This is a genomic window from Ruegeria sp. AB5 (assembly GCF_056542645.1).
Genome location: NZ_JBQGAE010000001.1, coordinates 594,918 through 617,124 on the forward strand (window position 1 = coordinate 594,918; position 22,207 = coordinate 617,124).

Annotated in this window: 20 protein-coding genes and 1 tRNA gene; 12 read left to right on the top strand and 9 right to left on the bottom strand. The window is 57.6% G+C overall.

All coding sequences use genetic code 11. From position 1 onward, the window contains the following. The first annotated feature begins 121 nt into the window (after positions 1 to 121). The 4 genes from pdxH to ACR0L4_RS03010 all read left to right on the top strand — a co-directional run bounded on the left by pdxH (position 122) and on the right by ACR0L4_RS03010 (position 1,971). A complete protein-coding gene (pdxH, locus tag ACR0L4_RS02995) occupies positions 122 to 727 on the top strand; it encodes a pyridoxamine 5'-phosphate oxidase (RefSeq protein ID WP_480510475.1) in 606 nt (201 codons plus the stop codon). Between the two features lie 142 nt (positions 728 to 869). Continuing rightward, the gene (locus tag ACR0L4_RS03000; protein WP_480511133.1) at positions 870 to 1,376 is read left to right on the top strand and encodes a cold-shock protein; all 507 of its coding nucleotides are present in this window, start codon (positions 870 to 872) and stop codon (positions 1,374 to 1,376) included. Between the two features lie 6 nt (positions 1,377 to 1,382). Beyond that, positions 1,383 to 1,850, top strand: coding sequence for a DUF192 domain-containing protein (locus ACR0L4_RS03005; protein ID WP_170748737.1), 468 nt, complete (start codon positions 1,383 to 1,385; stop codon positions 1,848 to 1,850). Positions 1,851 to 1,894: 44 nt separating this feature from the next. Beyond that, a tRNA-Pro gene (locus ACR0L4_RS03010) sits at positions 1,895 to 1,971 on the top strand. A gap of 10 nt (positions 1,972 to 1,981) precedes the next feature. On the opposite strand, the gene ACR0L4_RS03015 is transcribed toward ACR0L4_RS03010, so the two are convergent. After that, positions 1,982 to 2,410 carry a hypothetical protein gene (locus ACR0L4_RS03015; RefSeq protein WP_480510477.1) on the bottom strand — a complete coding sequence of 143 codons (429 nt, stop codon included), beginning with the start codon at positions 2,408 to 2,410 and terminating at the stop codon, positions 1,982 to 1,984. Between the two features lie 536 nt (positions 2,411 to 2,946). On the opposite strand from ACR0L4_RS03015, the gene ACR0L4_RS03020 reads away from it, so the two are divergent. Together ACR0L4_RS03020 and ACR0L4_RS03025 are read left to right on the top strand one after the other, a co-directional pair. Beyond that, positions 2,947 to 6,567 (top strand): vitamin B12-dependent ribonucleotide reductase, encoded by a 3,621-nt coding sequence (locus ACR0L4_RS03020; protein ID WP_480510479.1) that lies wholly within the window; start codon positions 2,947 to 2,949, stop codon positions 6,565 to 6,567. Between the two features lie 537 nt (positions 6,568 to 7,104). Further along, positions 7,105 to 7,350: an EF-hand domain-containing protein gene (locus ACR0L4_RS03025; RefSeq protein ID WP_480510481.1), complete on the top strand. Its 246-nt coding sequence runs from the start codon at positions 7,105 to 7,107 to the stop codon at positions 7,348 to 7,350. Between the two features lie 53 nt (positions 7,351 to 7,403). Here ACR0L4_RS03025 and ACR0L4_RS03030 read toward each other — a convergent pair whose 3' ends face one another. Further along, positions 7,404 to 8,948, bottom strand: a complete 1,545-nt coding sequence (locus ACR0L4_RS03030; protein ID WP_480510483.1) for a trimethylamine methyltransferase family protein — start codon at positions 8,946 to 8,948, stop codon at positions 7,404 to 7,406. Between the two features lie 642 nt (positions 8,949 to 9,590). On the opposite strand from ACR0L4_RS03030, the gene ACR0L4_RS03035 reads away from it, so the two are divergent. Next, positions 9,591 to 12,434: an Rne/Rng family ribonuclease gene (locus ACR0L4_RS03035; protein ID WP_480510485.1), complete on the top strand. Its 2,844-nt coding sequence runs from the start codon at positions 9,591 to 9,593 to the stop codon at positions 12,432 to 12,434. A gap of 62 nt (positions 12,435 to 12,496) precedes the next feature. Here ACR0L4_RS03035 and ACR0L4_RS03040 read toward each other — a convergent pair whose 3' ends face one another. After that, entirely contained in the window at positions 12,497 to 12,730 is a 234-nt protein-coding gene (locus ACR0L4_RS03040) for a sulfurtransferase TusA family protein (protein ID WP_170748743.1), read from the bottom strand. Between the two features lie 105 nt (positions 12,731 to 12,835). Here ACR0L4_RS03040 and ACR0L4_RS03045 point away from each other — a divergent pair, with 105 nt between their 5' ends. From ACR0L4_RS03045 to ACR0L4_RS03060, 4 genes are all read left to right on the top strand, one after another. Then, positions 12,836 to 13,588: a cytochrome c biogenesis protein CcdA gene (locus tag ACR0L4_RS03045; RefSeq protein WP_170748744.1), complete on the top strand. Its 753-nt coding sequence runs from the start codon at positions 12,836 to 12,838 to the stop codon at positions 13,586 to 13,588. 55 nt (positions 13,589 to 13,643) lie between these two features. Continuing rightward, positions 13,644 to 14,846, top strand: a complete 1,203-nt coding sequence (locus ACR0L4_RS03050) for a hypothetical protein (protein ID WP_480510487.1) — start codon at positions 13,644 to 13,646, stop codon at positions 14,844 to 14,846. After that, a complete protein-coding gene (locus ACR0L4_RS03055; RefSeq protein WP_480510489.1) occupies positions 14,843 to 16,192 on the top strand; it encodes a cytochrome P450 in 1,350 nt (449 codons plus the stop codon). The genes ACR0L4_RS03050 and ACR0L4_RS03055 overlap by 4 nt, the downstream gene beginning before the upstream one ends. 73 nt (positions 16,193 to 16,265) lie before the next feature. After that, the gene (locus ACR0L4_RS03060) at positions 16,266 to 17,147 is read left to right on the top strand and encodes a fructose bisphosphate aldolase (protein WP_480510491.1); all 882 of its coding nucleotides are present in this window, start codon (positions 16,266 to 16,268) and stop codon (positions 17,145 to 17,147) included. Between the two features lie 3 nt (positions 17,148 to 17,150). Here the strand turns inward: ACR0L4_RS03060 and ACR0L4_RS03065 are convergent, their stop codons facing one another. The 4 genes from ACR0L4_RS03065 to fumC are packed head-to-tail and all read right to left on the bottom strand — an operon-like array spanning position 17,151 to position 19,599. Next, the gene (locus ACR0L4_RS03065) at positions 17,151 to 17,753 is read right to left on the bottom strand and encodes a DNA-3-methyladenine glycosylase I (protein ID WP_480510493.1); all 603 of its coding nucleotides are present in this window, start codon (positions 17,751 to 17,753) and stop codon (positions 17,151 to 17,153) included. Between the two features lie 57 nt (positions 17,754 to 17,810). Next, the gene (locus ACR0L4_RS03070; protein ID WP_170748749.1) at positions 17,811 to 18,032 is read right to left on the bottom strand and encodes a ribbon-helix-helix domain-containing protein; all 222 of its coding nucleotides are present in this window, start codon (positions 18,030 to 18,032) and stop codon (positions 17,811 to 17,813) included. Continuing rightward, the gene (locus ACR0L4_RS03075; protein WP_480510495.1) at positions 18,029 to 18,205 is read right to left on the bottom strand and encodes a DUF4169 family protein; all 177 of its coding nucleotides are present in this window, start codon (positions 18,203 to 18,205) and stop codon (positions 18,029 to 18,031) included. Before ACR0L4_RS03075 ends, ACR0L4_RS03070 begins: the two co-directional genes overlap by 4 nt. After that, positions 18,205 to 19,599 carry a class II fumarate hydratase gene (fumC, locus tag ACR0L4_RS03080; protein ID WP_480510497.1) on the bottom strand — a complete coding sequence of 465 codons (1,395 nt, stop codon included), beginning with the start codon at positions 19,597 to 19,599 and terminating at the stop codon, positions 18,205 to 18,207. Before fumC ends, ACR0L4_RS03075 begins: the two co-directional genes overlap by 1 nt. Positions 19,600 to 19,805: 206 nt before the next feature. Between fumC and ACR0L4_RS03085 the strand changes: the two genes are divergently transcribed. After that, a complete protein-coding gene (locus ACR0L4_RS03085) occupies positions 19,806 to 20,357 on the top strand; it encodes a hypothetical protein (protein ID WP_170748752.1) in 552 nt (183 codons plus the stop codon). Positions 20,358 to 20,383: 26 nt separating this feature from the next. Here the strand turns inward: ACR0L4_RS03085 and ACR0L4_RS03090 are convergent, their stop codons facing one another. Together ACR0L4_RS03090 and chrA are read right to left on the bottom strand one after the other, a co-directional pair. Beyond that, positions 20,384 to 20,842 (bottom strand): SspB family protein, encoded by a 459-nt coding sequence (locus ACR0L4_RS03090; protein WP_480510499.1) that lies wholly within the window; start codon positions 20,840 to 20,842, stop codon positions 20,384 to 20,386. Between the two features lie 76 nt (positions 20,843 to 20,918). Continuing rightward, a complete protein-coding gene (gene chrA, locus ACR0L4_RS03095; protein WP_480510501.1) occupies positions 20,919 to 22,172 on the bottom strand; it encodes a chromate efflux transporter in 1,254 nt (417 codons plus the stop codon). Positions 22,173 to 22,207 lie beyond the last annotated feature (35 nt).

Genomic DNA, 22,207 nt, shown 5'->3' on the forward strand with positions numbered 1-22,207 from the left:
TGTCGTCGCGTTAGATTGCGACGGGTTTATGCCATAGATTGTCCTGCTTCAAGGCCATGTGCCCTTGCCCGCAGCAGGTTATCGCCTTAGGTTCGTGCGTAATTCTTTCCAGGGGATGGAAATGACCGAGCGCGATGGCATCTTTGCCGGGACCGATCCGTTGGAAATAGCGGCTCGGTGGCTGGCAGAAGCCGAACAGACCGAACCGAATGACCCGAACGCGATTGCGCTGGCGACCGTTGATGAAAGTGGCATGCCCAATGCGCGCATGGTGCTTTTGAAGGAAATCGAAGATGGCGCTTTTGTCTTTTATACCAACTATGAAAGCGCCAAGGCGGGTGAGTTGGACAGTGCGGGAAAAGCGGCATTTGTCATGCATTGGAAATCTTTGAGACGACAGGTTCGCGTTCGTGGTACAATAACCAAAGAGAGCGGGCCGCAAGCGGACGCGTATTACGCGTCACGGTCTTTGAAAAGCCGGTTGGGGGCGTGGGCTTCAAAGCAGTCTCAGCCCCTGAGCAGCCGGACCGCGTTGATGGCCGAGGTTGCAAAGGTGACGGCCAAACTGGGTGCCAATCCGCCACGCCCGCCATTTTGGGGTGGATACAGATTGGCCCCGACCGAGATCGAGTTCTGGGCCGATGGGGCCTTTCGTCTGCATGACCGGTTCAGGTGGCGGCGAGTTGACCCAGGGTCCGCATGGCAAGTGCAAAGGTTGAATCCATGACGTTCACGTGTCGCGAAATGCAACAGGCGGAAATCAAACGTTTTTTTCAGCTTGAAATTGCCTGCCATTCCCATAAACAACAAACCCTTAACGATCTGCTAATATTCGCGATGGGAAAACCGTGCCAGATGATCTGAACAACATGTATCGCGTTCGAGGACACGTGAAATGGTTTGATCCCGCAAAGGGATACGGATTCGTTGTGTCCGATGAAGGCGGCCCGGATATTCTTTTGCATGTTAATGTTTTGCGCAATTTTGGGCAAAGCTCGGTCGCTGATGGGGCTGGCATCGAGATCATGACGCATCGCACCGATCGCGGTGTTCAGGCGGTCGAGGTTATTGCTGTTGATCCACCGGCGCGCACCGACTCGATGATGCTGGCCGATTTTGCCGAGCTTGATCCCGCTGCGATTGCCACGGCGCCGCTGGAGGCCGCGCGCGTCAAATGGTTCGACAAGGGCAAGGGATTCGGGTTTGCCAATGTGTTCGGTCGGGGTGAAGATGTCTTCCTGCACATTGAGGTTCTACGCCGGTCGGGTCTTGCCGATCTGCAGCCGGGCGAGGCGCTTGCGATGCGGGTGATAGACGGCAAGCGGGGTCGAATGGCGGCTCAGGTGCTTGCTTGGGAAGCGGCGCTGGACGGCTGATCCCTTATGAAACGGTTTTTGACCCTTCTGGCTTTGTGTCTGACAGTTGCGGCCGGGAGTGTTGCAGCTGAATGCCGTCTGGATCGGGTGGAACTGCGCAATGATCAAACCCATGTCCGGTTTGACATCGAGCTTGCGGTGACCGGTAAAGAAAAGGCGCGTGGGTTGATGTTTCGCGAAAACCTGCCCAACCGCTCTGGTATGCTGTTCGTCTATGATCCGCCGCAGCGGGTGGCGTTCTGGATGAAAAACACCCTGATTCCCCTGGACATGATTTTCGTTGATCGCGCCGGAACCGTCACACGCGTCCATGAAGGGGCGATTCCGGGCGACGAGACCCCGATCGATGGGGGAAGCGACGTATTTGCGGTGCTGGAAATCAATGCTGGACTGTCCGCTCGGTACGGTATCAAGCCCGGTACCCAGATGCGGCATGAAATTTTTTCGCAAGGTCCCGCAATTTGGCCCTGTTAGGGCTTTTCAAATCAGATCGGCATCGTTAGGAACAGCGCACGGTCCGGGGCGTGGCGCAGTCTGGTAGCGCACCTGTTTTGGGTACAGGGGGTCGTAGGTTCGAATCCTGCCGCCCCGACCACTTCCTTCACTTAAGCTGGTGAACCACCCATCGCCTGGTAGAGCGCGCCAAGCGCGCGGTCCAGGGTTTTGCTTTCGACGGGAACTTCGACGGGACCTCCGTCTTTTTGCGGGACCTTGAAAAACAGCGTTGCATCCACCCTGTATCCTGCCTCGTTCTTTGTTGAGGTCAGGCGCATGACGCTTTGCGGCAGGTCCTCGGGCGAGCCGCCATATGTCAGAATCAGATAGGCGGTGGCATCCGGTGGCAGAAACTCGCTGCATTCGACGGACTGGCCTCCGACCCGCCGGAAAGTTTCGCCGGGTCCGGTACAGCTTGTTTCAAAGGTCCTGAACAGCCTGTCAGGGTAACTTTCGAATTGTGCACTGCGGGTGGCCTCGGGCACATCTTGTGGTGTGCAGGCCACGATCAGAGCGAGTGCTGGGACAATGCGAAACATCTTCATGTGCTTGTAAGCTTTCAATCATTTGTATTGTTCTGGACACAGCGCATCGGTCGCAACGCCCAGGTGGAGTGATTCTATGACAGCCTAGCCAGCATAGCAGCGGTTGATCAAACGCGGATAACCATGCTGGTAAAAACGGCAATTTCGTTTGACGTTGTTCAGGATCAGCGGAAATTCGCCGTGGATGATCCTGTGGAGGAATCGCGCAACAGGTATCCGGTGCCCATGATCGGGGACACGTCAACAAAAAAGATTTCAAAAATGGCGGAAAAAGGCCGTTGACGTTGTATGTCGATATACGCCAGATTGTATGAGCCGAACATGACGCCACTACATCTGGTATGAAATCCGGGGAAGGCGCAGGCAAGGGACGGAAGGCACACCAACGTATTGTGCAACCGCTAAGACGGTTTTGCGCTGCTGTCAGCGGCGCCCGGCGAGGTGCGTCTGTCAGGTTCGGCATGGTGGGCGGCTCGGCATTTCTTGGGCTCGACGCTTAATAGACGGTCAATAATTCGAAGGCAGCGGACATGAAGATTGAAAGAAAATTCACCAAACCGGGGCAGGACGCATATTCAGATCTCGATTTCGTGTCTGCAACTTCCGAGATTCGGAATCCCGACGGAACCATTGTGTTCCGCCTTGACGATATCGAAGTCCCCACAAGCTGGAGCCAGGTGGCCAGCGACGTCATCGCTCAGAAATACTTCCGCAAAGCGGGCGTTCCGTCCAGGCTGAAGAAGGTAAAGGAAAAAGGCGTTCCCGAGTTCCTATGGCGGTCCGTGCCTGCCGAGGACGCGGAATTCGACGGTGAAACATCTTCCAAGCAAGTGTTCGACCGACTGGCGGGTGCCTGGGCCTATTGGGGTTGGAAAGGCGGCTATTTCTCGACCGAGGATGACGCGCGCGCCTATTTCGATGAGATGCGCTATATGCTGGCGACCCAGCGCGCCGCGCCGAACAGCCCGCAATGGTTCAACACAGGCCTGCATTGGGCTTATGGAATCGACGGCCCGGCACAGGGGCACCACTATGTCGACTACAAGACCGGCAAGCTGACCAAATCAAAATCTGCTTATGAGCATCCGCAGCCGCATGCCTGTTTCATCCAATCCGTCGGTGATGATCTGGTCAACGAAGGCGGCATCATGGACCTGTGGGTCCGCGAAGCGCGCCTGTTCAAATACGGATCTGGTACCGGAACCAATTTCAGCCATTTGCGGGCCGATGGTGAGGCGCTGTCTGGTGGCGGCAAATCCTCGGGCCTGATGGGCTTTCTCAAGATCGGCGACCGCGCCGCTGGCGCGATCAAATCGGGCGGGACAACCCGTCGAGCAGCAAAGATGGTGATCGTCGATGCAGATCATCCCGATATCGAGCAATTCATCGAATGGAAGGTGATCGAAGAGCAGAAAGTAGCCTCGATCGTTGCCGGATCGAAGATGCACGAGAAGATGCTGAACGGCATTTTCGAGGCCATTCGCAGCTGGGACGGGGCGCAGGACGATGCCTATGACCCCAAGACGAATGACAGCCTGAAAAAGGCGGTTCGTGAGGCGAAAAATGTTGCGATCCCTGAGACTTACATCAAGCGCGTTCTGGACTATGCCAAGCAGGGCCATGACAGCATCGAATTCCCGACCTACGACACGGACTGGGATTCCGAAGCCTATAGCTCGGTCTCGGGGCAGAACTCGAACAACTCGATCCGCGTCACCAATGCCTTCCTGACCGCGGTTGAGAAAGACGCCGATTGGGAGCTGATCAACCGCACCAACGGCGAGGTCGCCAAGACCGTCAAGGCGCGCGATCTGTGGGAAAAAGTCGGCCACGCGGCCTGGGCCTGTGCCGATCCCGGCATTCAGTTCCATGACACCGTCAACGAATGGCACACATGCCCTAAAGACGGTGAGATTCGCGGCTCGAACCCGTGTTCGGAATACATGTTCCTTGACGACACGGCCTGTAACCTGGCGTCGATGAACCTGCTGACCTTCCTCAAGGATGATGAGTTCCAGGCGGCGGATTATATGCATGCGTCGCGTCTGTGGACACTGACGCTGGAAATCTCGGTCACCATGGCGCAGTTCCCGTCCAAGGAAATCGCGCAACTGTCCTATGATTTCCGTACCCTGGGTCTGGGCTATGCCAATATCGGCGGTCTGCTGATGAATATGGGCCACAGCTATGACTCGGATGAAGGCCGCGCGATCTGCGGCGCGCTGACCGCGATCATGACCGGTGTGGCCTATGCGACCTCGGCCGAGATTGCGGGCGAACTGGGTCCGTTCAATGGCTATGAGCGCAACGCTGACAATATGCTGCGGGTCATCCGCAACCACCGTCGTGCTTCGCAGGGTGTGACCGAGGGCTATGAGAAGCTGGCCGTGAAGCCTGTGCCTCTGGATCACGCAAACTGCCCGGACAAACGCCTTATCGACCTGGCCATGTCCGCCTGGGACGAAGCGCTAAGCCTGGGTGAGCAGAACGGATACCGCAACGCGCAGGCCACCGTGATTGCGCCGACCGGCACCATCGGTCTGGTGATGGATTGCGACACCACCGGGATCGAGCCCGATTTTGCGCTGGTCAAATTCAAGAAGCTGGCCGGTGGCGGGTATTTCAAGATCATCAACCGCTCGGTCCCTGCGGCGCTGGAAAAACAGGGCTATTCCTCGGCCCAGATCGAAGAGATCGTCAGCTACGCCGTTGGTCACGGCACCATCGGCAACGCGCCGGGGATCAACCACACCTCGCTGACCGGTCACGGTTTTGGCCCGAATGAGCTGGCCAAGGTCGACGCCGCGCTGGAAAGCGCCTTCGATATCCGGTTCGTGTTCAACCAGTGGACATTGGGCGAGGATTTCTGCACCGGCGTTCTGGGCATCCCGGCCACCAAGCTGAACGACCCGACCTTCGATCTGCTGCGCCATCTGGGCTTTACCAAGGCGGATATCGACGCGGCCAACGACCACGTTTGCGGTACGATGACGCTGGAAGGTGCGCCGCATCTGAAGGAAGAACATTATTCGATCTTCGACTGCGCCAACCCGTGCGGCAAGAAAGGCAAGCGTTTTCTTGGGGTTGACAGCCACATCACCATGATGGCCGCGGCGCAGAGCTTCATCTCGGGTGCGATCAGCAAGACGATCAACATGCCGAATGACGCCACCATCGAGGATTGCCAGAAAGCCTATGAGCTGTCCTGGTCGCTGGGTGTGAAGGCCAACGCGCTGTATCGCGACGGCTCGAAACTGTCGCAGCCGCTGGCCGCTGCGCTGGTCGAGGATGACGACGAGGCGGCAGAAGTGCTGGAAACCGGGACGCCGCAGGAAAAAGCCGTCGTTCTGGCCGAGAAAGTGATCGAGAAGGTTGTGGTCAAGGAAATGATCCGCAGCCATCGCGAAAAACTGCCTCATCGCCGTAAAGGTTATACCCAAAAGGCCATCGTCGGCGGCCACAAGGTCTATCTGCGCACCGGTGAGTTTGAAGACGGACAGCTGGGCGAGATCTTCATCGACATGCACAAGGAAGGCGCTGGCTTCCGGGCGATGATGAACAACTTTGCCATCGCGGTGTCGGTTGGCCTGCAATATGGCGTACCGCTGGAAGAATTCGTGGATGCCTTTACCTTCACCAAGTTCGAACCGGCCGGGATGGTGCAGGGCAACGACTCGATCAAGAACGCGACGTCGATCCTGGACTACATTTTCCGCGAATTGGCCGTGTCCTATCTGGACCGCACCGATTTGGCCCATGTGAAACCCGAAGGCGCAAGCTTTGACGATCTGGGTCGGGGTGAGGATGAGGGCGTCTCGAACGTCTCTGAAATCAGCGAAAGCGCGGCCAACAAGTCCTTGGAAGTGCTGAAACAAATCAGCTCGACCGGGTATCTTCGCAAGCGGTTGCCACAAGACCTGATGGCGCTGAACGGTGGGCAGGCCGAGATCAACGGCCTGGCCGAAACCGCAGCTGTGTTCGAGGCGCAAGTGACGGAAACCGCCGTTGCAACCGGGATGGACGCCCGTACCAAAGCCAAGATGCAGGGCTATGAGGGCGACCCGTGCGGCGAATGCGGCAACTACACACTGGTGCGCAACGGCACCTGCATGAAATGCAACACCTGCGGCGCGACAAGCGGGTGTAGCTGAACACAGCGCCCCGGCACCCCGGGGCGCAGGGGTCGGACGCTGCCACAGCAACCGACCCCGACGAATACGGAGGAAGGGAGCAGACTTACCAACTGACCTTTTTCCACTCGGCCGACATGCCCGTGTTGGCCGGGAACAGGGTGGGGCGGAATATTTGCTCTTTCCCACTCTCTCACGGGGCGGGTGCGCTCGCCCCATGCGCAGTCCAGGCCGCAGGCAAAAAAACACCGGGCGGTCAACGATATGAGCCTGGAAGGCGAAACTGACAGGGGGCTTCGGCCCCCTTTCTTTTTTGCGCCCGACTCGGCCCGGTCAGCAGAGCTTTGCCGGATTGCCGGAATTGCGTCGGGCAAGAACCGCCGAAACCGCCGGTGATGGTTTCGCCCGGCGACAGATCGCGGATGCGACTCGATCAAACACGCGGAGATTGGCGCGAAAATGGTTGAGTCCCGTTAAGCGGGTGACGTTGGCCTCGGGGCGCGGTTCTTTGTGCCTGTCCGGACGCAAAATGCAAAAACTCACTCAGGAGGCAATGACATGAAACCGCAAAATCTGGCCGTGCTGACGGCTCTTGCACTTGGGCTGCCTAGTCTGGCGGCTGCACAATCCACTGCGGATGCAAACGGCGATGGCGTTTTGACCATCGAAGAAGTTCAGGCCGTGGTGCCCGAAGTGGATACCGACACGTTCTCGGCCATGGACGCCAATGGCGATGGCGCACTGGATGCCGATGAGGTTGCTGTTGCACAAGAGGCTGGCTTGCTGCCACCCAGCAACGGGTAACCGATCACAGTCAGAGGCGGCCCGACATAGTTCGGGCCGCCAATTTCAACAGGTTACGCAGACAAGTGAATGTTAAACTTGCTTCGTAGTTCAGCATCCAGCAGAGGATCGAACCGGGCTGGTGACGGTGTGCGAAGGATTTCTTCCTTGCGTGCTGTCGCCTTGTCCAGCAAATCCGGCTTTCCAAGTTCCGCCCATTCTTTTGGCGACGTCCGATCCCCGAAAATGGGATAGACGTAGTCGGCTTGCATCCGGCTCAGGGTCGCATCCGTTCCGAGATAGTGGCCCGGTCCGCCCATACAGACCTCGGCGATCTGATCCAGGGCCAACGTCTCGTCCGAGACTTCGATCCCGCGCACGCAGCGTTGTGCCTGTCCGATGAGATCATCGCTCAGGATCAAGCTTTCAAAACAGAAACCCAGCAGCGACGCGTGCATTCCGGCCGCTTCGTACACCATGTTCAGCCCGGACAATCCGGCCATGACGTTCGAGCACATCTGCTCCCATCCGGCCTGCATGTCGGGCAGCTTTGAATCTGAGGCACCTGCAGCGGCCCCACCGGGCAAATCGTAGAACTGGTGCATCTGAGCGCAACCGGCGGTCAAAAGCGCCTGCTCACCCGAACCGATGGACATGGCACCTGTGCGCAGGTCCAGACCAAACGGCCATGTTCCAAAAATAGCCGGTGCTCCGGGGCTTACGGCATTTACGTAAACCAGACCCGCAAGGCATTCTGCGGTGGCCTGAGTGATGGCGCCTGCGATTGTCGAGGGGGCGGTTGCCCCGGCCATGCCAGCCGAAAGCAACAATACCGGCATCCCGGCCTTTATGCATTCCTCCATTACTTCGCAGCTTTCCGTCGCGAATTTCATCGGCGGAACCACAAAGCAGTTCGAGTTGGAGACGAAAGGCCGCTCGCGCCATCTGTCCTCGCCACCGGCAATCATATGCAACATTTCAACTGCTGGTGCAACGTGTGACGGCTCGGTGAACGAGGTGCCGATGTGCTTGTAAGTTCCTGAGCACGCAGCATAAACCGTGTTGTAGTCCATCTCGAGATTGTCCAGGATGTCCCGGCATACCATCGGGCGCTGTACAAAATGGATATTGTCGAGCTGTTGGCAGATCCGCGCGGCATCGTGCAGGTCCTGTACGGTGGAATCGCGATAGTTGCGCCCGTGGACATCGACCATGCTGACAGCGGCGCCGGCGGTTCCGTAGTGTACCTTGGTGCCGGACAGTTCCAGATCGGTATTCCCATCCCGGCTATACAACGTCACCGAGCGATTGGCCTTGGCGACGGTGTCTTCGACCAGCGCACGGGGGAACCGGATGCGTCCGTCGTCGCCCAAAATACAGCCTGCGCCAACAAGATAATCGATGCCGCTTTGCGGTGCATCCGCAAGGCCGATGGTCTCAAGCGCCTGCAGGGCAGCTTCGTGAATGCGCTCGACCTGAGATTGCGACAAGGGTTTGTATGTACCGCCCTCCATTCCTGGGCGCACAGGACGCAGATGGTCCGGCAGGGCAGTGGCACGGGCGGCACGGCGCGCAGCGCGTCCACCGCTTCGGGAAGAGCTGCGAGATTGATCGTTCATGATAGTGGTCCGGGTATTGAGAAAACGTCTAAGAGGCCGAGATCACAACTGACCTGGGCGTCCCCGTGCCGCGCGCCCGCGATCCGCACCAATGGTGCGGCTGACCAGACGGATTTTCCAGATCTCGTTCGGCATGTGTTTCCTCATGTCTTCAAAACCGACGATAGTGATCGACCCGACATAGTCTGTTCTGTTTGCGACCTCGGTGTCTATCTTGGTGCAGAAACCAGACCGTGCAGTTTGCCCATTGTGTTTTCCACAGGAGTGCATTTATTGTGTCCAGACGGGCTGGGCGATTTTTGCGCCCATAAGACCTGATGCTTTGAGTTTCGCTGCAGTGCCGCACGTGATGAACAGTCTTGCATGGCACGGCAGACCGATTGTGCCCCGCTGGGGCAATGAGTACCTGAGCCCGGGATGCCTGGGCAAAAGGAATAAATGGGCGGGCTGCGGCAATGACCGGGCCTGTCGGAGAAGAACCGCGATGACGCGCGCGCAACGATTGAGTGACCGGGCAGGGGGCCAAAGCGCCAGACCCTGCCGCGCGCCGTCCGATATCGCCCTGACAAGACACCTTCCCAAATGCGCCTGTCCGCCTGGATGGGTTAGGACAACGCGTTTGGCGCGGTGCACCAAGGACACATGGCTAAGAAAATGCTTATCGATGCCACCCACGCGGAGGAAACCCGCGTCGTGGTGGTCGACGGAAACAAGGTCGAGGAGTTCGATTTTGAATCCGAAAACAAACGCCAGCTTGCTGGCAACATCTATCTTGCAAAAGTAACTCGGGTCGAGCCGTCGCTGCAGGCGGCCTTTGTGGACTACGGTGGGAACCGGCACGGTTTTCTGGCGTTTTCCGAGATTCATCCCGACTACTACCAGATCCCCGTCGCCGACCGTGAGGCGCTGATGGAGGAAGAACGCGCTTATGCCGAGGCCATGAAGGCGCGGGATGAGGCGGAAGAGGCAAAGCCGAAAAAGCGCCGCTCACGGGCGCGGACCAAGGCTGCTGACGTTAAATCCGATGACGTGGTCGAATCAATTGAGGTGTCGTCGGAACCGACCGGTATGGAAACCATCGATCTGGAAGATGGGGACGAAGCTGATGTCGAGGTGCCCGAAGGAACCTCGCCCGTTGAATTGGTTGCGGACACGCCAGTTGAAGAGCCCGTGGATGACGATGCGCCGTCCGAAGAAGCGACCGACGACAATGCCGAGGCCGAGGTTCAGCCAATTGACGACGACGCAGCAGGAGACGCTGACGTCGCCGAATCCATCGAGGAGGTGGACGGGTCGAGCGAGGATGTTCCCTCATCGGACGATGAGGCCGCCGAAGCCGAGGAGCCGGACACCGACGACGCGAAAGCCGACGCCGAGGACGATGAGAACGAAGACGGTGACGAGCCGTCAGATGCGACAGCCAAGGATGACTCGATCGAGTCGGTTGCCGACGAAGACGACAGCGCGGATATTCGTCCACCGCGCAAGCCGCGTCCACGTCGCTACAAGATTCAGGAAGTGATCAAGGTCCGCCAGGTCCTGCTGGTGCAGGTCGTCAAGGAAGAACGCGGCAACAAAGGCGCGGCACTGACGACATATCTGTCGCTGGCCGGTCGCTATTGTGTGTTGATGCCAAATACAGCGCGTGGTGGCGGGATCAGCCGCAAGATCACCAATGCGCCGGACCGTAAAAAGCTGAAGGAGATCGCGGCAGAGATCGACGTCCCTACGGGTGCGGGCCTGATCATCCGGACAGCTGGTGCGAAACGTACCAAATCCGAGATCAAGCGCGACTATGAATACCTTCAGCGCCTGTGGGAACAGATCCGCGAACTGACGCTGGAGTCCATCGCGCCCGCAAAAATCTACGAAGAAGGCGATCTGATCAAACGGTCGATCCGCGATCTTTATAATCGCGACATTGACGAGGTTCTGGTCGAAGGCGAAGGCGGTTATCGCATCGCGAAGGACTTCATGAAAATGATCATGCCGTCCCACGCAAAGAACGTGAAACGGTACGAGGACGCGCTGCCATTGTTCGCGCGCTATCAGGTCGAAAGCTATCTGGCGGGGATGTTCAACCCGACTGTTCAGCTGAAATCTGGTGGTTACATCGTGATTGGTGTGACCGAAGCGCTGGTGGCGATCGACGTGAACTCGGGTCGGGCGACCAAGGAAGGTTCGATCGAGGAAACGGCGCTTAAGACCAACATCGAGGCGGCCGAAGAAGTTGCGCGCCAACTGCGTCTGCGGGACCTCGCCGGTCTGATCGTGATTGACTTCATCGACATGGACGAGCGCAAGAACAATGCGGCTGTCGAGAAACGTCTCAAGGAAAAGCTGAAAACCGACCGCGCGCGAATTCAGGTCGGGCGCATCTCGGGCTTTGGCCTGTTGGAGATGAGCCGCCAGCGCCTGCGCCCCGGTATGCTGGAAGCGACGACGCAGCCTTGCCCGGCCTGTCATGGGACCGGTCTGATCCGTTCGGACGACAACATGGCCCTGTCGATCCTGCGTCAGATCGAAGAGGAAGGCACCCGTCGTCGTTCCCGCGAGGTCCTGGTGCGTTGCCCGGTTGGTATTGCCAACTTCCTGATGAACCAGAAGCGTGAACATATCGCTCAGATCGAAGCGCGCTATGGCCTGTCAGTGCGGGTTGAGGGGGATCTTCATCTGGTCAGCCCGGATTTCTCGATGGAGAAATTCAAGACCGCCAGCCGAATTGTACCCGAAGCGACCGCGCCGGTCGTGTCGGCAAACGCGTCGCTGATGGACCTGGTCGATGCGTCGGATGAGGACGAGGCCGAGGTCGAGGATGAAACTGTTCAGACCGATGAAGAGGCCAAGCCCAAGCGCAAACGTCGCCGCCGCCGTCGGAAGAAGGGCGGCAACGGGGCCGATCCGCAAGAGGCCGGATCAGAGAACGGTGAAACCGTGACCGAAGATGCGCCTGCGGTCGAGGACGCGGCTGACGAGACCAAGGCGGAAGACGAGGCAGAGGCGTCGTCAGAAGACGAAAAGCCCGCCAAGCCGAAACGCCGTCGCGCGCCGCGTCGCAAGAAAAAAGATGCCGACGCAGTCACGGCGGAGGAAGAAACCGCCGCACCGCAAGACGCGCCTGCCGAGCAAGGCACCGAGGTGGCCGAAGACAACGCGGCACCTGTCGCCGAGCCCGAGGAAAAGGTGGAGCAGCCTGAAGAACCCCCGGCGGAAGCTGAGGCAGACAAGGTTCTAGCAGAGCCGTCCCAACCCGATGCCGGCGTGGACGTAGCGGCTGAGACTGCAGAAACCGAAGACCAGACTGCCGAACCTGTAGCGGCCGCAGAAGAACCCGCCGAGTTGGAGCAGGTTGCTGAGGTTGTTGCCGAACCGGTCATCGAAGAAACCCCTGCCGAACCTGTGCTGGAAACAGTGGCAGAAGAACCTGAAAAGCCCAGCGACCCACCCAAGCCAAAACGGCGTGGATGGTGGTCTTTGGGTCAGTAGTACAAGAACAAAAAAGGCGGGCCGCAAGCCCGCCTTTTTTTGTCCTAGTCGATCCCCGGTTTTCAGCCGGATTTCCGGATCAGATAGACCTGATGACCGTTCTCTTCGCTTTGCGACAACAACGTGTGGCCGCTTTCGGAGCAGAAATGTGGGACATCGATGATCGCAGCAGGATCATCGGCCAGCACGCGCAGGACTGCACCACCGGGCAGAGACTTGAGGCGTTTACGCGCTTTCAGGACCGGCAGCGGGCATAGCAGACCCAATGCATCCAGAGTTTCAGATGGATTTGACATAAGGTTCAGATATTTCCACTTTGGGCCGGTGTCCAGCGTGCAACCACGAGGATGTGACTGAATGGCCCCGTGACGAAGCCGCACACATATCATATGTGCTGAGTTATGTTCGGAATTGATATCATCGACGCGGGTCTTCTGCCTGCCATGTTCATCGCCATGATTGGCGGGCTGATCAGCTTTCTTTCGCCCTGCGTTCTGCCAATTGTGCCACCCTATCTGGCGTATATGAGCGGTGTGACCATCAACGAGATGCAGGACGAGGCCCGGGCGCGTCGCAAGGCAACTCTGTCGGCGCTGTTCTTTGTTCTGGGCCTGTCGACGGTGTTTCTTTTACTGGGCTTTACCGCGTCAGCCTTTGGGGCGTTTGTTCTGAAGAACCAGGTGCTTTTTGCCAAGGCTTCGGGGGCCGTGGTCATTGTCTTTGGTCTGCATTTCCTGAACGTCTTCCGTATTCCGCTTCTGGACCGCGAAGCCCGTGTCGAAACTGGCGACTCAGGTGGTTCGGTGTTTGGGGCCTATATTTTGGGTCTTGCGTTTGCCTTCGGGTGGACGCCCTGCATTGGTCCTCAGTTGGGCGCAATTCTGTCCTTGGCCGCCTCCGAGGCTTCGGTTGCGCGCGGGACATTGCTGCTTGGCGTGTATGCGGCGGGGCTGGGCATTCCGTTCCTGCTGGCGGCGATGTTCCTGAACCGCTCGATGAGCGTGATGAACCGAATCAAACCTTACATGGGCACGATCGAAAAGGTGATGGGCGGTCTGCTGTTGTTCGTGGGAATCATGCTGATCACGGGTTTGTTCACCGAATTCAGCTGGTGGCTGCTGGAAACCTTCCCGGCGTTGGCGGTTCTGGGCTGATCGTCCTTATCTTGGTCGCAATGCTGGGCTAGTCTGCCGGGCAGAAGGTAAGGCCATGAGCAGTCGGAACAATCAGCCACAGGTGCGCAAGCGACGGGTGTTCTATATCCCCGGATACGACCCGATTCCGGCGCGCAGATACCGTGAGCTCTATCGGACGGAATCCCAGGCGCAGGCACAGATTTCCGACTATCAGATTTCGATATCCCCCAAATCGGGCGACGGCCCATTCGGTTGGCATGTTTCGTCGGTGCAGGACGGAGCAACAGTTCAGACCGAAATTGAGGTTCTGGTCTGGTCCGACATCGTGCGCGACAGCATGTCGGGATCGATTCTGGCGACCTACATGCAGCTGGGGCGCACAGCCTGGACCTATATGTCCACAGGCACCTTGAAGCGGTTGAGGCACCTCAGAAAGGGGCCCGTCATCGCCGCGTTGTATCCGGTTGGGATGCTGTTGTTGCAATTGCTGGCTGCACTGATCGTTGTTGTCGTGGTCACGGCGTTGATGGGATGGTGGGGCGTGCTGCCCGCTTTGGCCTTGGCCTATGTTTTGCTGAGTTGGTTTCGCAAGATCGACAACCGCCTATTCGCCTACTACCTCATGCATGACTACGCCTATTCAGCACAATTGACCGGAGAAACACCGGTCGAGCTTCAAGACCGTCTCAATGATTTTGCGCGGCTCATTGATGCCACCCTGGACACGGATGTGGACGAAGTTTTGGTTGTCGGCCACAGTTCAGGCGCGCATCTGAGTGTTTCTGTTCTGGCTGATGTGATCCGGGCGCGGGGTGGCATCCCGAGCAGACCGGCGCTGTCTCTGCTGACCCTCGGGCATGTGGTGCCTATGGTTTCCTTTTTGCCCAAGGCCACAAAGCTGCGCGGTGATCTGCGGTTCCTGTCGACTCAGAAGGCTTTGACATGGGTGGACGTCTCGGCGCCGGGGGACGGGTGTTCTTTTGCGCTGTGCGACCCCGTAGCCGTCAGTGGCGTCGCAGGGCAGGACAAAATCTGGCCTCTGGTCTTGTCCGCGGCCTTTACGCAGACGCTTTCATCCGAACGCTGGCAAGAGTTGCGCTGGAAATTCTTCCGATTGCATTTCCAGTATCTCTGCGCATTCGACCGACCCGGTGCCTATGACTATTTTCGGATCACGGCCGGCCCTCAGACGCTTGGCACCAGGTTTGCGGATCGGGAACCCTCGAAAACCCGGATCGAGACAGCGACGTCGAAATACACGGATGTGAGTGCATGACGCCACCAAAGCCGCATCCACGACCGGACCGCGTGTCACTTTGGCGCTACCTGAAACTGTTTCGTCAGGACCTTTTGTCAGCTCAACCTCAACGCCTGTATCGCGCCTGGATGGCCGAGTTCCGCACGCCGTTCTTTCGGTCCTACATGATCAATCAGCCGGATTTGATAGAAACGGTTCTCAAACACCGCCCTGATGATTTTCCCAAATCCAATCGGATCAGTGAAGGGCTGCGGCCTTTGCTGGGAAATTCCGTGTTCCTGACCAATGGCAACGATTGGAAACGTCAGCGGCGTATTATCGACCCTGCATTCGAAGGCGGGCGGCTGAAAGACACGTTTCCGGCAATGCGGGCGGCGGCTGAGGCCTCTGTAGATCGATTGCGCGCCCGTATCGGCACCCAGGTCGAATGCGAAGAGGTGACAAGTCATGCCGCTGCGGATGTGATCTTTCGAACCCTGTTCTCGGTGCCGATCGAACACGAAATCGCCGCACAGGTGTTTCGCAAATTCCGGGCCTATCAGCGCGAACAGCCATTGCTGAACCTCGCCGCCTTTGTGCCCTTGCCGCGCTGGTTGCCCCGGTTTCATTCCGCAAGAACCCGCCGGACCGCTCAGGACATCCGAGACCTGATCGCACAGCTCACGTCGGACCGCGCTGTGGCGATTGCCGAAGGGCGCGCCCCGAATGATCTGGCGACCAAGATCATGACGACACCGGACCCGGAAACGGGCCGCTGTTTCGAAACGAATGAGATGATCGATCAGGTTGCGATCTTTTTTCTCGCCGGGCATGAAACCAGCGCGTCGGCTCTGGCCTGGACGCTTTACCTGATGGCGCTGTATCCCGATTGGCAAGAAAAGGTCGCAGCCGAAGCCCAAGCACTTGACGACTGGTCCTTCGCGAGTGTGACCAAACTGAAGCTCAGCCGCGATGTGTTCCGCGAAGCTCTGCGGCTTTATCCGCCGGTTCCGATGATGGTGCGACAGGCGCAGTGCCCTGAGACATTCAGGAACAGGGACGTGCCAAAGGGATCGCAGATCGTGATCAGTCCCTGGCACCTGCATCGTCAGGAACGGCTGTGGGACAACCCGGACGGGTTCGACCCCATGCGGTGGAGCACCGAGAATGGCAGGGCCTGCCAGCGTGAGGCCTATATTCCGTTTTCAACCGGTCCTCGGGTCTGTACCGGCGCGGGGTTTGCCATGGTTGAAGGACCGCTGATTCTGTCGATGCTGCTGCGACATTTCAGGTTTGAAGAAATCCAAGGCAAAACGCCTGTCCCGGTGGCCCATCTGACCGTAAGGTCCAAAGATGGCATCTGGTTGCGCGTGGTTGAGCGCTAACAAACTACCATCACCCATCGCTGTGCTGTATGCGGTGAAGGAAATCGGAATCAGTCTTGAACGGGAAATCATTATGTCCAAAGCAGAACAGCGCGAAAAGATGTCGGGCGGAGCAGGCTTTATAGCAGCACTGGACCAGAGTGGCGGATCGACCCCGAAGGCACTGGCGTTGTATGGTGTGGACGCCTCTGACTACAATTCCGAAGAAGAGATGTTCGGCGAGATCCAGAGCATGCGGGCGCGGATCATTCTGGCGGATGATTTCACCAAGGACAAAGTGATTGGTGCGATCCTGTTCGAACGCACTCTGGGCGAAGAGATCGAAGGCCGCAAAGTCGCGGATTTCCTGTGGTCTGTCAAAGGCATCGTGCCGTTTCTGAAGATCGACAAGGGTCTGGAAGACACTGCAAATGGCGTTCAGATTATGAAGCCGATCCCAGGCCTGGCCGAGACACTCGCTAAGGCGGAAGGGGTGTTTGGAACCAAGGAACGCTCGGTCATTCACGAAGCGAACGCAGAAGGCATCGCGGCCGTTGTTGCGCAGCAGTTCGATGTGGCGCGTGTTGTAACCGACGCGGGCATGGTGCCGATTGTCGAGCCCGAGGTGAACATCAACTCGAACACCAAGGCCGAAGCTGAGGACATCCTGAAAGCTGAGATCCTGAAAAACCTCGACCAATTGGCCGAAGGGCAGGAGGTCATGCTGAAACTGACGATCCCAAGCGCGGCCAACTTGTATGATGAGCTGGCTGACCATCCGCGTGTTCTGCGCGTCGTGGCCCTGTCGGGCGGCTATTCGACCGAACAGGCCTGTGATCTGCTGGGCCAGAACGGCAAGATGATCGCCTCGTTCTCGCGCGCGCTGACCGAGGGCCTGTCAAAGCAGCAATCGGATGCAGAATTCAACGCTTCCCTTGGCAGCAATATAAACAAGATTTTCAAAGCGTCGGTCTGATCCTCAGACCGGTTTCACGAAAGAGCGGCGCAGCTCTGCCGCTTTGTCACGGCTGATACAGCCAGACGCATGATCATTGATCAGCCCCATCGCTTGCATGAAGGCAAAAACAGTGGTGGGGCCGACGAATTTCCACCCGCGTTTTTTCAGGTCTTTTGACATCGCCACGGATTCGGGCGAGGTGCTGGCTGATTGCGGTTCCGGCGGCGTATCCGGCTCATACCGCCAGACATAGGCAGCGATAGACCCTTCGGCGGCCACGAGGTCCTGCGCACAACGGGCGTTGTTGATGACCGCTTCGATCTTGCCGCGATGACGAACGATGCTTTTGTCCTGCAGGAGACGCTCAACATCTGCATCAGTAAACGCGGCCACCGTATTGAAATCAAAACCACAAAATGCAGCACGAAAACTCTCGCGCTTGGCCAGGATGGTGCGCCAGCTGAGACCGGACTGAAAACTTTCAAGGCACAGTTTCTCGAACAACCGCTGGTCATCGGCAACGGGATAACCCCATTCGTTGTCGTGGTACTCAAAAAACTCGGGCGCGGCTTGGCACCATGCACATCGAGGCTGACCATCCGGCCCAAGAACGAGATTGCTCATGTTGTACTCTTTTTGTTCTCGTGCAGAATAGGCGCGAACAAACGGGTCTGGCAAGCCTTAATGCTTGTCGCGATACCAGTTCAGAATAAAGACACGTATGGCCGAGGCCAGCCCGGTTTCAGGGTCACGCGCCACATCAATCTCAGCCGCCAACGCATTGATTGGTTGTTCTTTTTCTTCGGCGATTTTTCGGAAAGCTCGCCAAAACTCATCTTCCAGAGACACCGAAGTGCGGTGTCCCTTTAGGGTTAGCGAGTGTTTGACAGGGCGACCACTCATTTATCAAGCTCGTGATTGTCGAGGTCGCGGTCCTGCTTGTCCTGTCGCAGCTTCACAACCTCTTTCTCGGCCTTTGTTCGCCCGAACGTCACAGCGTTCTGATCCGCGCAGGCCTTTTTTTCGGCCCGTGCTTTTTCTTTTCGGTACCGGTTCAGGTTGACCGGCTTACCCATCAGTCTTTCGGGCCAATCATATGTTCGGGGCGGACAACGGCATCAAAGGTCGCCTCGTCCACAAAACCCAGCGCTATGGCCTCTTCCTTGAGGGTGGTGCCGTTCTTGTGCGCCGTTTTCGCGACGGTGGTTGCGTTGTCATAACCGATGGTTGGTGCCAGCGCGGTTACCAGCATCAGCGATTCCTTCATCAGTTTGTCAATGCGCGGCTCATTGGCCTTGATGCCCCGCAACATCCGTTCGGTAAAGCTGTCGGTGGCATCACCCAGCAACTGGATCGACTGCAGAAGGTTGTAGGACATCATCGGGTTGTAGACGTTCAGTTGGAAGTGACCCTGAGACCCCGCGAATTTGATTGCAGCGTCATTGCCCATGACATGGGCTGCAACCTGGGTCAGCGCTTCGGCCTGCGTCGGGTTCACCTTGCCCGGCATGATCGACGAGCCCGGCTCGTTTTCTGGCAAGATCAACTCGCCCAGACCAGAGCGGGGGCCTGAGCCCAACAGGCGGATGTCGTTGGCAATCTTGTAGCACGAACCGGCAATGGTCGCCAAAGCTCCTGAAAGGAAGACCATGGCGTCATGCGCCGCTAAGGCTTCAAACTTGTTCGGTGCGGTGACGAAGGGCAGGCCGGTGATTTCAGCCATATTGGCAGCGACGGCTTCGTCCCATCCGTTGTGGGTGTTCAGACCGGTACCGACGGCGGTGCCACCTTGCGCCAGTTCGTAGATGCCGGGCATAGAAGCCTTGATCCGCGCGATACCCTGACGAATCTGATGGGCGTATGCGCCGAATTCCTGCTCCAGCGTCAGCGGCGTCGCATCTTGCGTGTGTGTGCGGCCTATTTTGATGATGCCCGCGAATTCAGTCGCCTTTTCCTCAAGTGTTTCGGCAAATCTGGTCAAGCCGGGCAGCAGTACGTCGCGCACGCTGACGGCCGTGGCAATATGCATGGCCGTGGGGAAAGTATCATTGGACGATTGGCCCATGTTGCAGTGATCGTTGGGATGGACCGGGTCTTTTGAACCGATGACGCCGCCCAGAATCTCGATTGCACGGTTCGCGATGACCTCATTCGAGTTCATGTTCGATTGCGTTCCGGACCCGGTCTGCCAAACGACCAATGGGAAATTGTCGTCGAACTTGCCTTCGATCACCTCACCTGCGGCCTGAATGATCGCGTCGGCGATCTTGGCGTCCAGCTTGCCCGTGGCTTTGTTTTCCATCGCGCAAGCCTTTTTGATCACGCCCAGCGCACGCACGATGGCCACAGGCTGCCGTTCCCAGCCAATGGGGAAATTCATGATCGAGCGCTGTGTTTGTGCGCCCCAGTATTTGTCGGCAGGAACCTCAAGCGGGCCAAAGCTGTCGGATTCGGTGCGGGTCTGAGACATCGGTCACTCCGTCTGGTATGCAGTTGTATGCCGTTTAACCACAGTGCTGCGTTTGTGCAATCGGTGAGTTGCGCGCAGCATAAACTCAAGGCTCAGCAACGTATAGGGACAAGGCATTTGAATTTAATCGTAATCAGCCCATCCTGTACCATTGTGCAGGCGCGTAGCTCGGCTAAAGTGGACGAACAGTCGTGATGGAGGATTCAATGCCCGCAACAGTTCGGATGATCCCATGGAGACCTGTCGCACTGGCGATCGTGCTGGCATTGTTTGGCACTTTGGCGCGCGCGGCGGATATTGCGCCCTTTGTGGGGGATTACATCGGCTCTGCAAATGTCGTTGATGATGATGGAACCGCGACCCCAAGGGACATGAGCGTTTCGATCAACGAAACACGAAACGGGTTCAATGTCAGTTGGAAGACGACAACCTACAAACTGGATGGTCGTGTAAAGGAACAGAAATTTTCAATCGATTTCCAACCTTCAGATCGCCCCGATGTGTTTTCTGCAGCGATGCAGCGCAACGTTTTCGGGCATGAGGTGCCCCTTAACCCCATGAAGGGTGAGCCATTTGTGTGGGGACGTATAGACGGCGACACTCTGACTGTCTTCTCGCTGTTTATTGACGCGCAGGGTGGTTATGAATTGCAACAATACGACCGAACCCTGGCTGACGGAGGGCTGGATCTGGCCTTTTCGCGCTTTATCAACGGATACAAATCCCGGGCGGTCGAAACCTTCCTGAGAAAAAAATAGACCCCGCGTCCTGCGGGGTCGATCCATTACTTCCGAAAGCTGTCCAGTGACACCACATCCGCATCATGATGCGGTTCGGTTTCTTCAACCTCGATCGTATCTTCTAGATACTCTTCATCTTCGACATCGTCCTCGGGGCCTTCAAAACGAAGACCGAATTCGACGGACGGATCCACAAAGGTTTTGATGGCCGTATAAGGGATGTAAAGCGGCTCGGGCGCGTCGCCGAAATTCAGCGTTATCGCAAAGCCGTTTTCACCGACTTCCAGGTTTTCGAACCAGTGCTGCATCACGATCGTCATCTCTTCCGGATACCGATCATGAAGCCAGTCAGCTATGTCGACACCGTCTTCACGGGTGTCGAAGGTAATGAAGAAATGATGCGCGCCGGGCAATCCGGTTTTTGATACATCGGTCAGAACGGTCTTGATCAGGCCGCGCATGGCGGTGTGCATCAGATTTCCATAGTCGATGTCTTGCGACATGTGTCATCCTCGAAAGTGGTCATCACCAGCATAGGCGTTTTGACTGGAAACGAAAGGGCGGGTATCGCCAGATTGATCAGAATAAATGCATAGCCATTCCGGCCAATGCCATTGACACAAGCACGGTTGCCATCCCGAATTTCATTCGGAAAATCAATACCCCAGCGGCAAACGTCAGTAGGGCAGCACCGTAGTCCAGCGATTTGAGGTCTGGAACAGGCACTGAAATCCGTCCCCAGGTCTGCGCGGTCAGTGCGGCAAAGAGAACGTTCAGGGCAAACCACACGGACAGGTTGAGAATCACGCCCACAACCGCTGCGGTGATCCCGTGCAGGGCAGCAGACAGGCGTGGCCGGGTTGCGAGGTGGTCCAGATATGGGGCCGCGACAAAGATCCACAGGAAACAGGGCACAAAGGTTGCCCAAAGCGCGACCGCCCCGGCCGCAAGCGCCAACGAAACACCGCCATTCATCTGTCCCGTCAACATCGCGACGAATTGTGTGACCAGAATCAAAGGACCGGGCGTGGTTTCCGCAAGGCCCAACGCATCAATCATCTGACCTGTGCTGATCCAGTTGTATTGGTCGACCACGGTCTGCGTCATGTAGGCCAGAACCGCGTAAGCTCCGCCAAAGGTGACAACAGCCAGCCGCGCGAAGAACCAGCCAAGATCACTCAGCAAGTGTTGCCCCGAGAGCGTCAGCAAGATCAGCGGACCAAGCCAGATCGGGAGCCAAAGGGCGACCGTACGCATCGGTTGCGCCTGCGGTGGGGCTGACGAGTGGATCGCCCCTGAAACATGACCCTGGAACGAGACATATCCCCAGATTGCAGCCGCAAGAATGATCAGTGGAAAGGGAAGGTTGAACAGGAAGATACCCAGAAAGCCCAGCCCGGCTATGATGCGGTGTTCAGTGGCTGTCAGCGCCTTGCGGGAAAGATTCAGCAGGGCCTGCAGAACAATTACGATCACGGTGGCCTTGATGCCAACAAAGGCCGATTGGACAAGGGGCAGGGCACCGAAACTTGCATAGAGCATAACCAGAACGGCGATGACCAAAGCGCCCGGCAAGACAAAGAGCGATCCGGCCAACAACCCGCCAGCTACGCCTCGCAAGCGCCATCCGGCATAGGTGGCCAATTGCATCGCCTCGGGCCCCGGTAGCAGCATGCACAGAGACAGCGCGCGCAGGTAGGTTTGCTCATCCAGCCAAGGCCGCCGCTCCACCAATTCCTGGTGCATCAACGATATCTGGGCCGCGGGTCCGCCAAAGGACAGCAGGCCGATGCGACCGAAAACCCGGATCAACTCGGCAAACGACGGTGTCATCTTGCGCTGGCTTTCGCCATCTCAAGACAAATGTC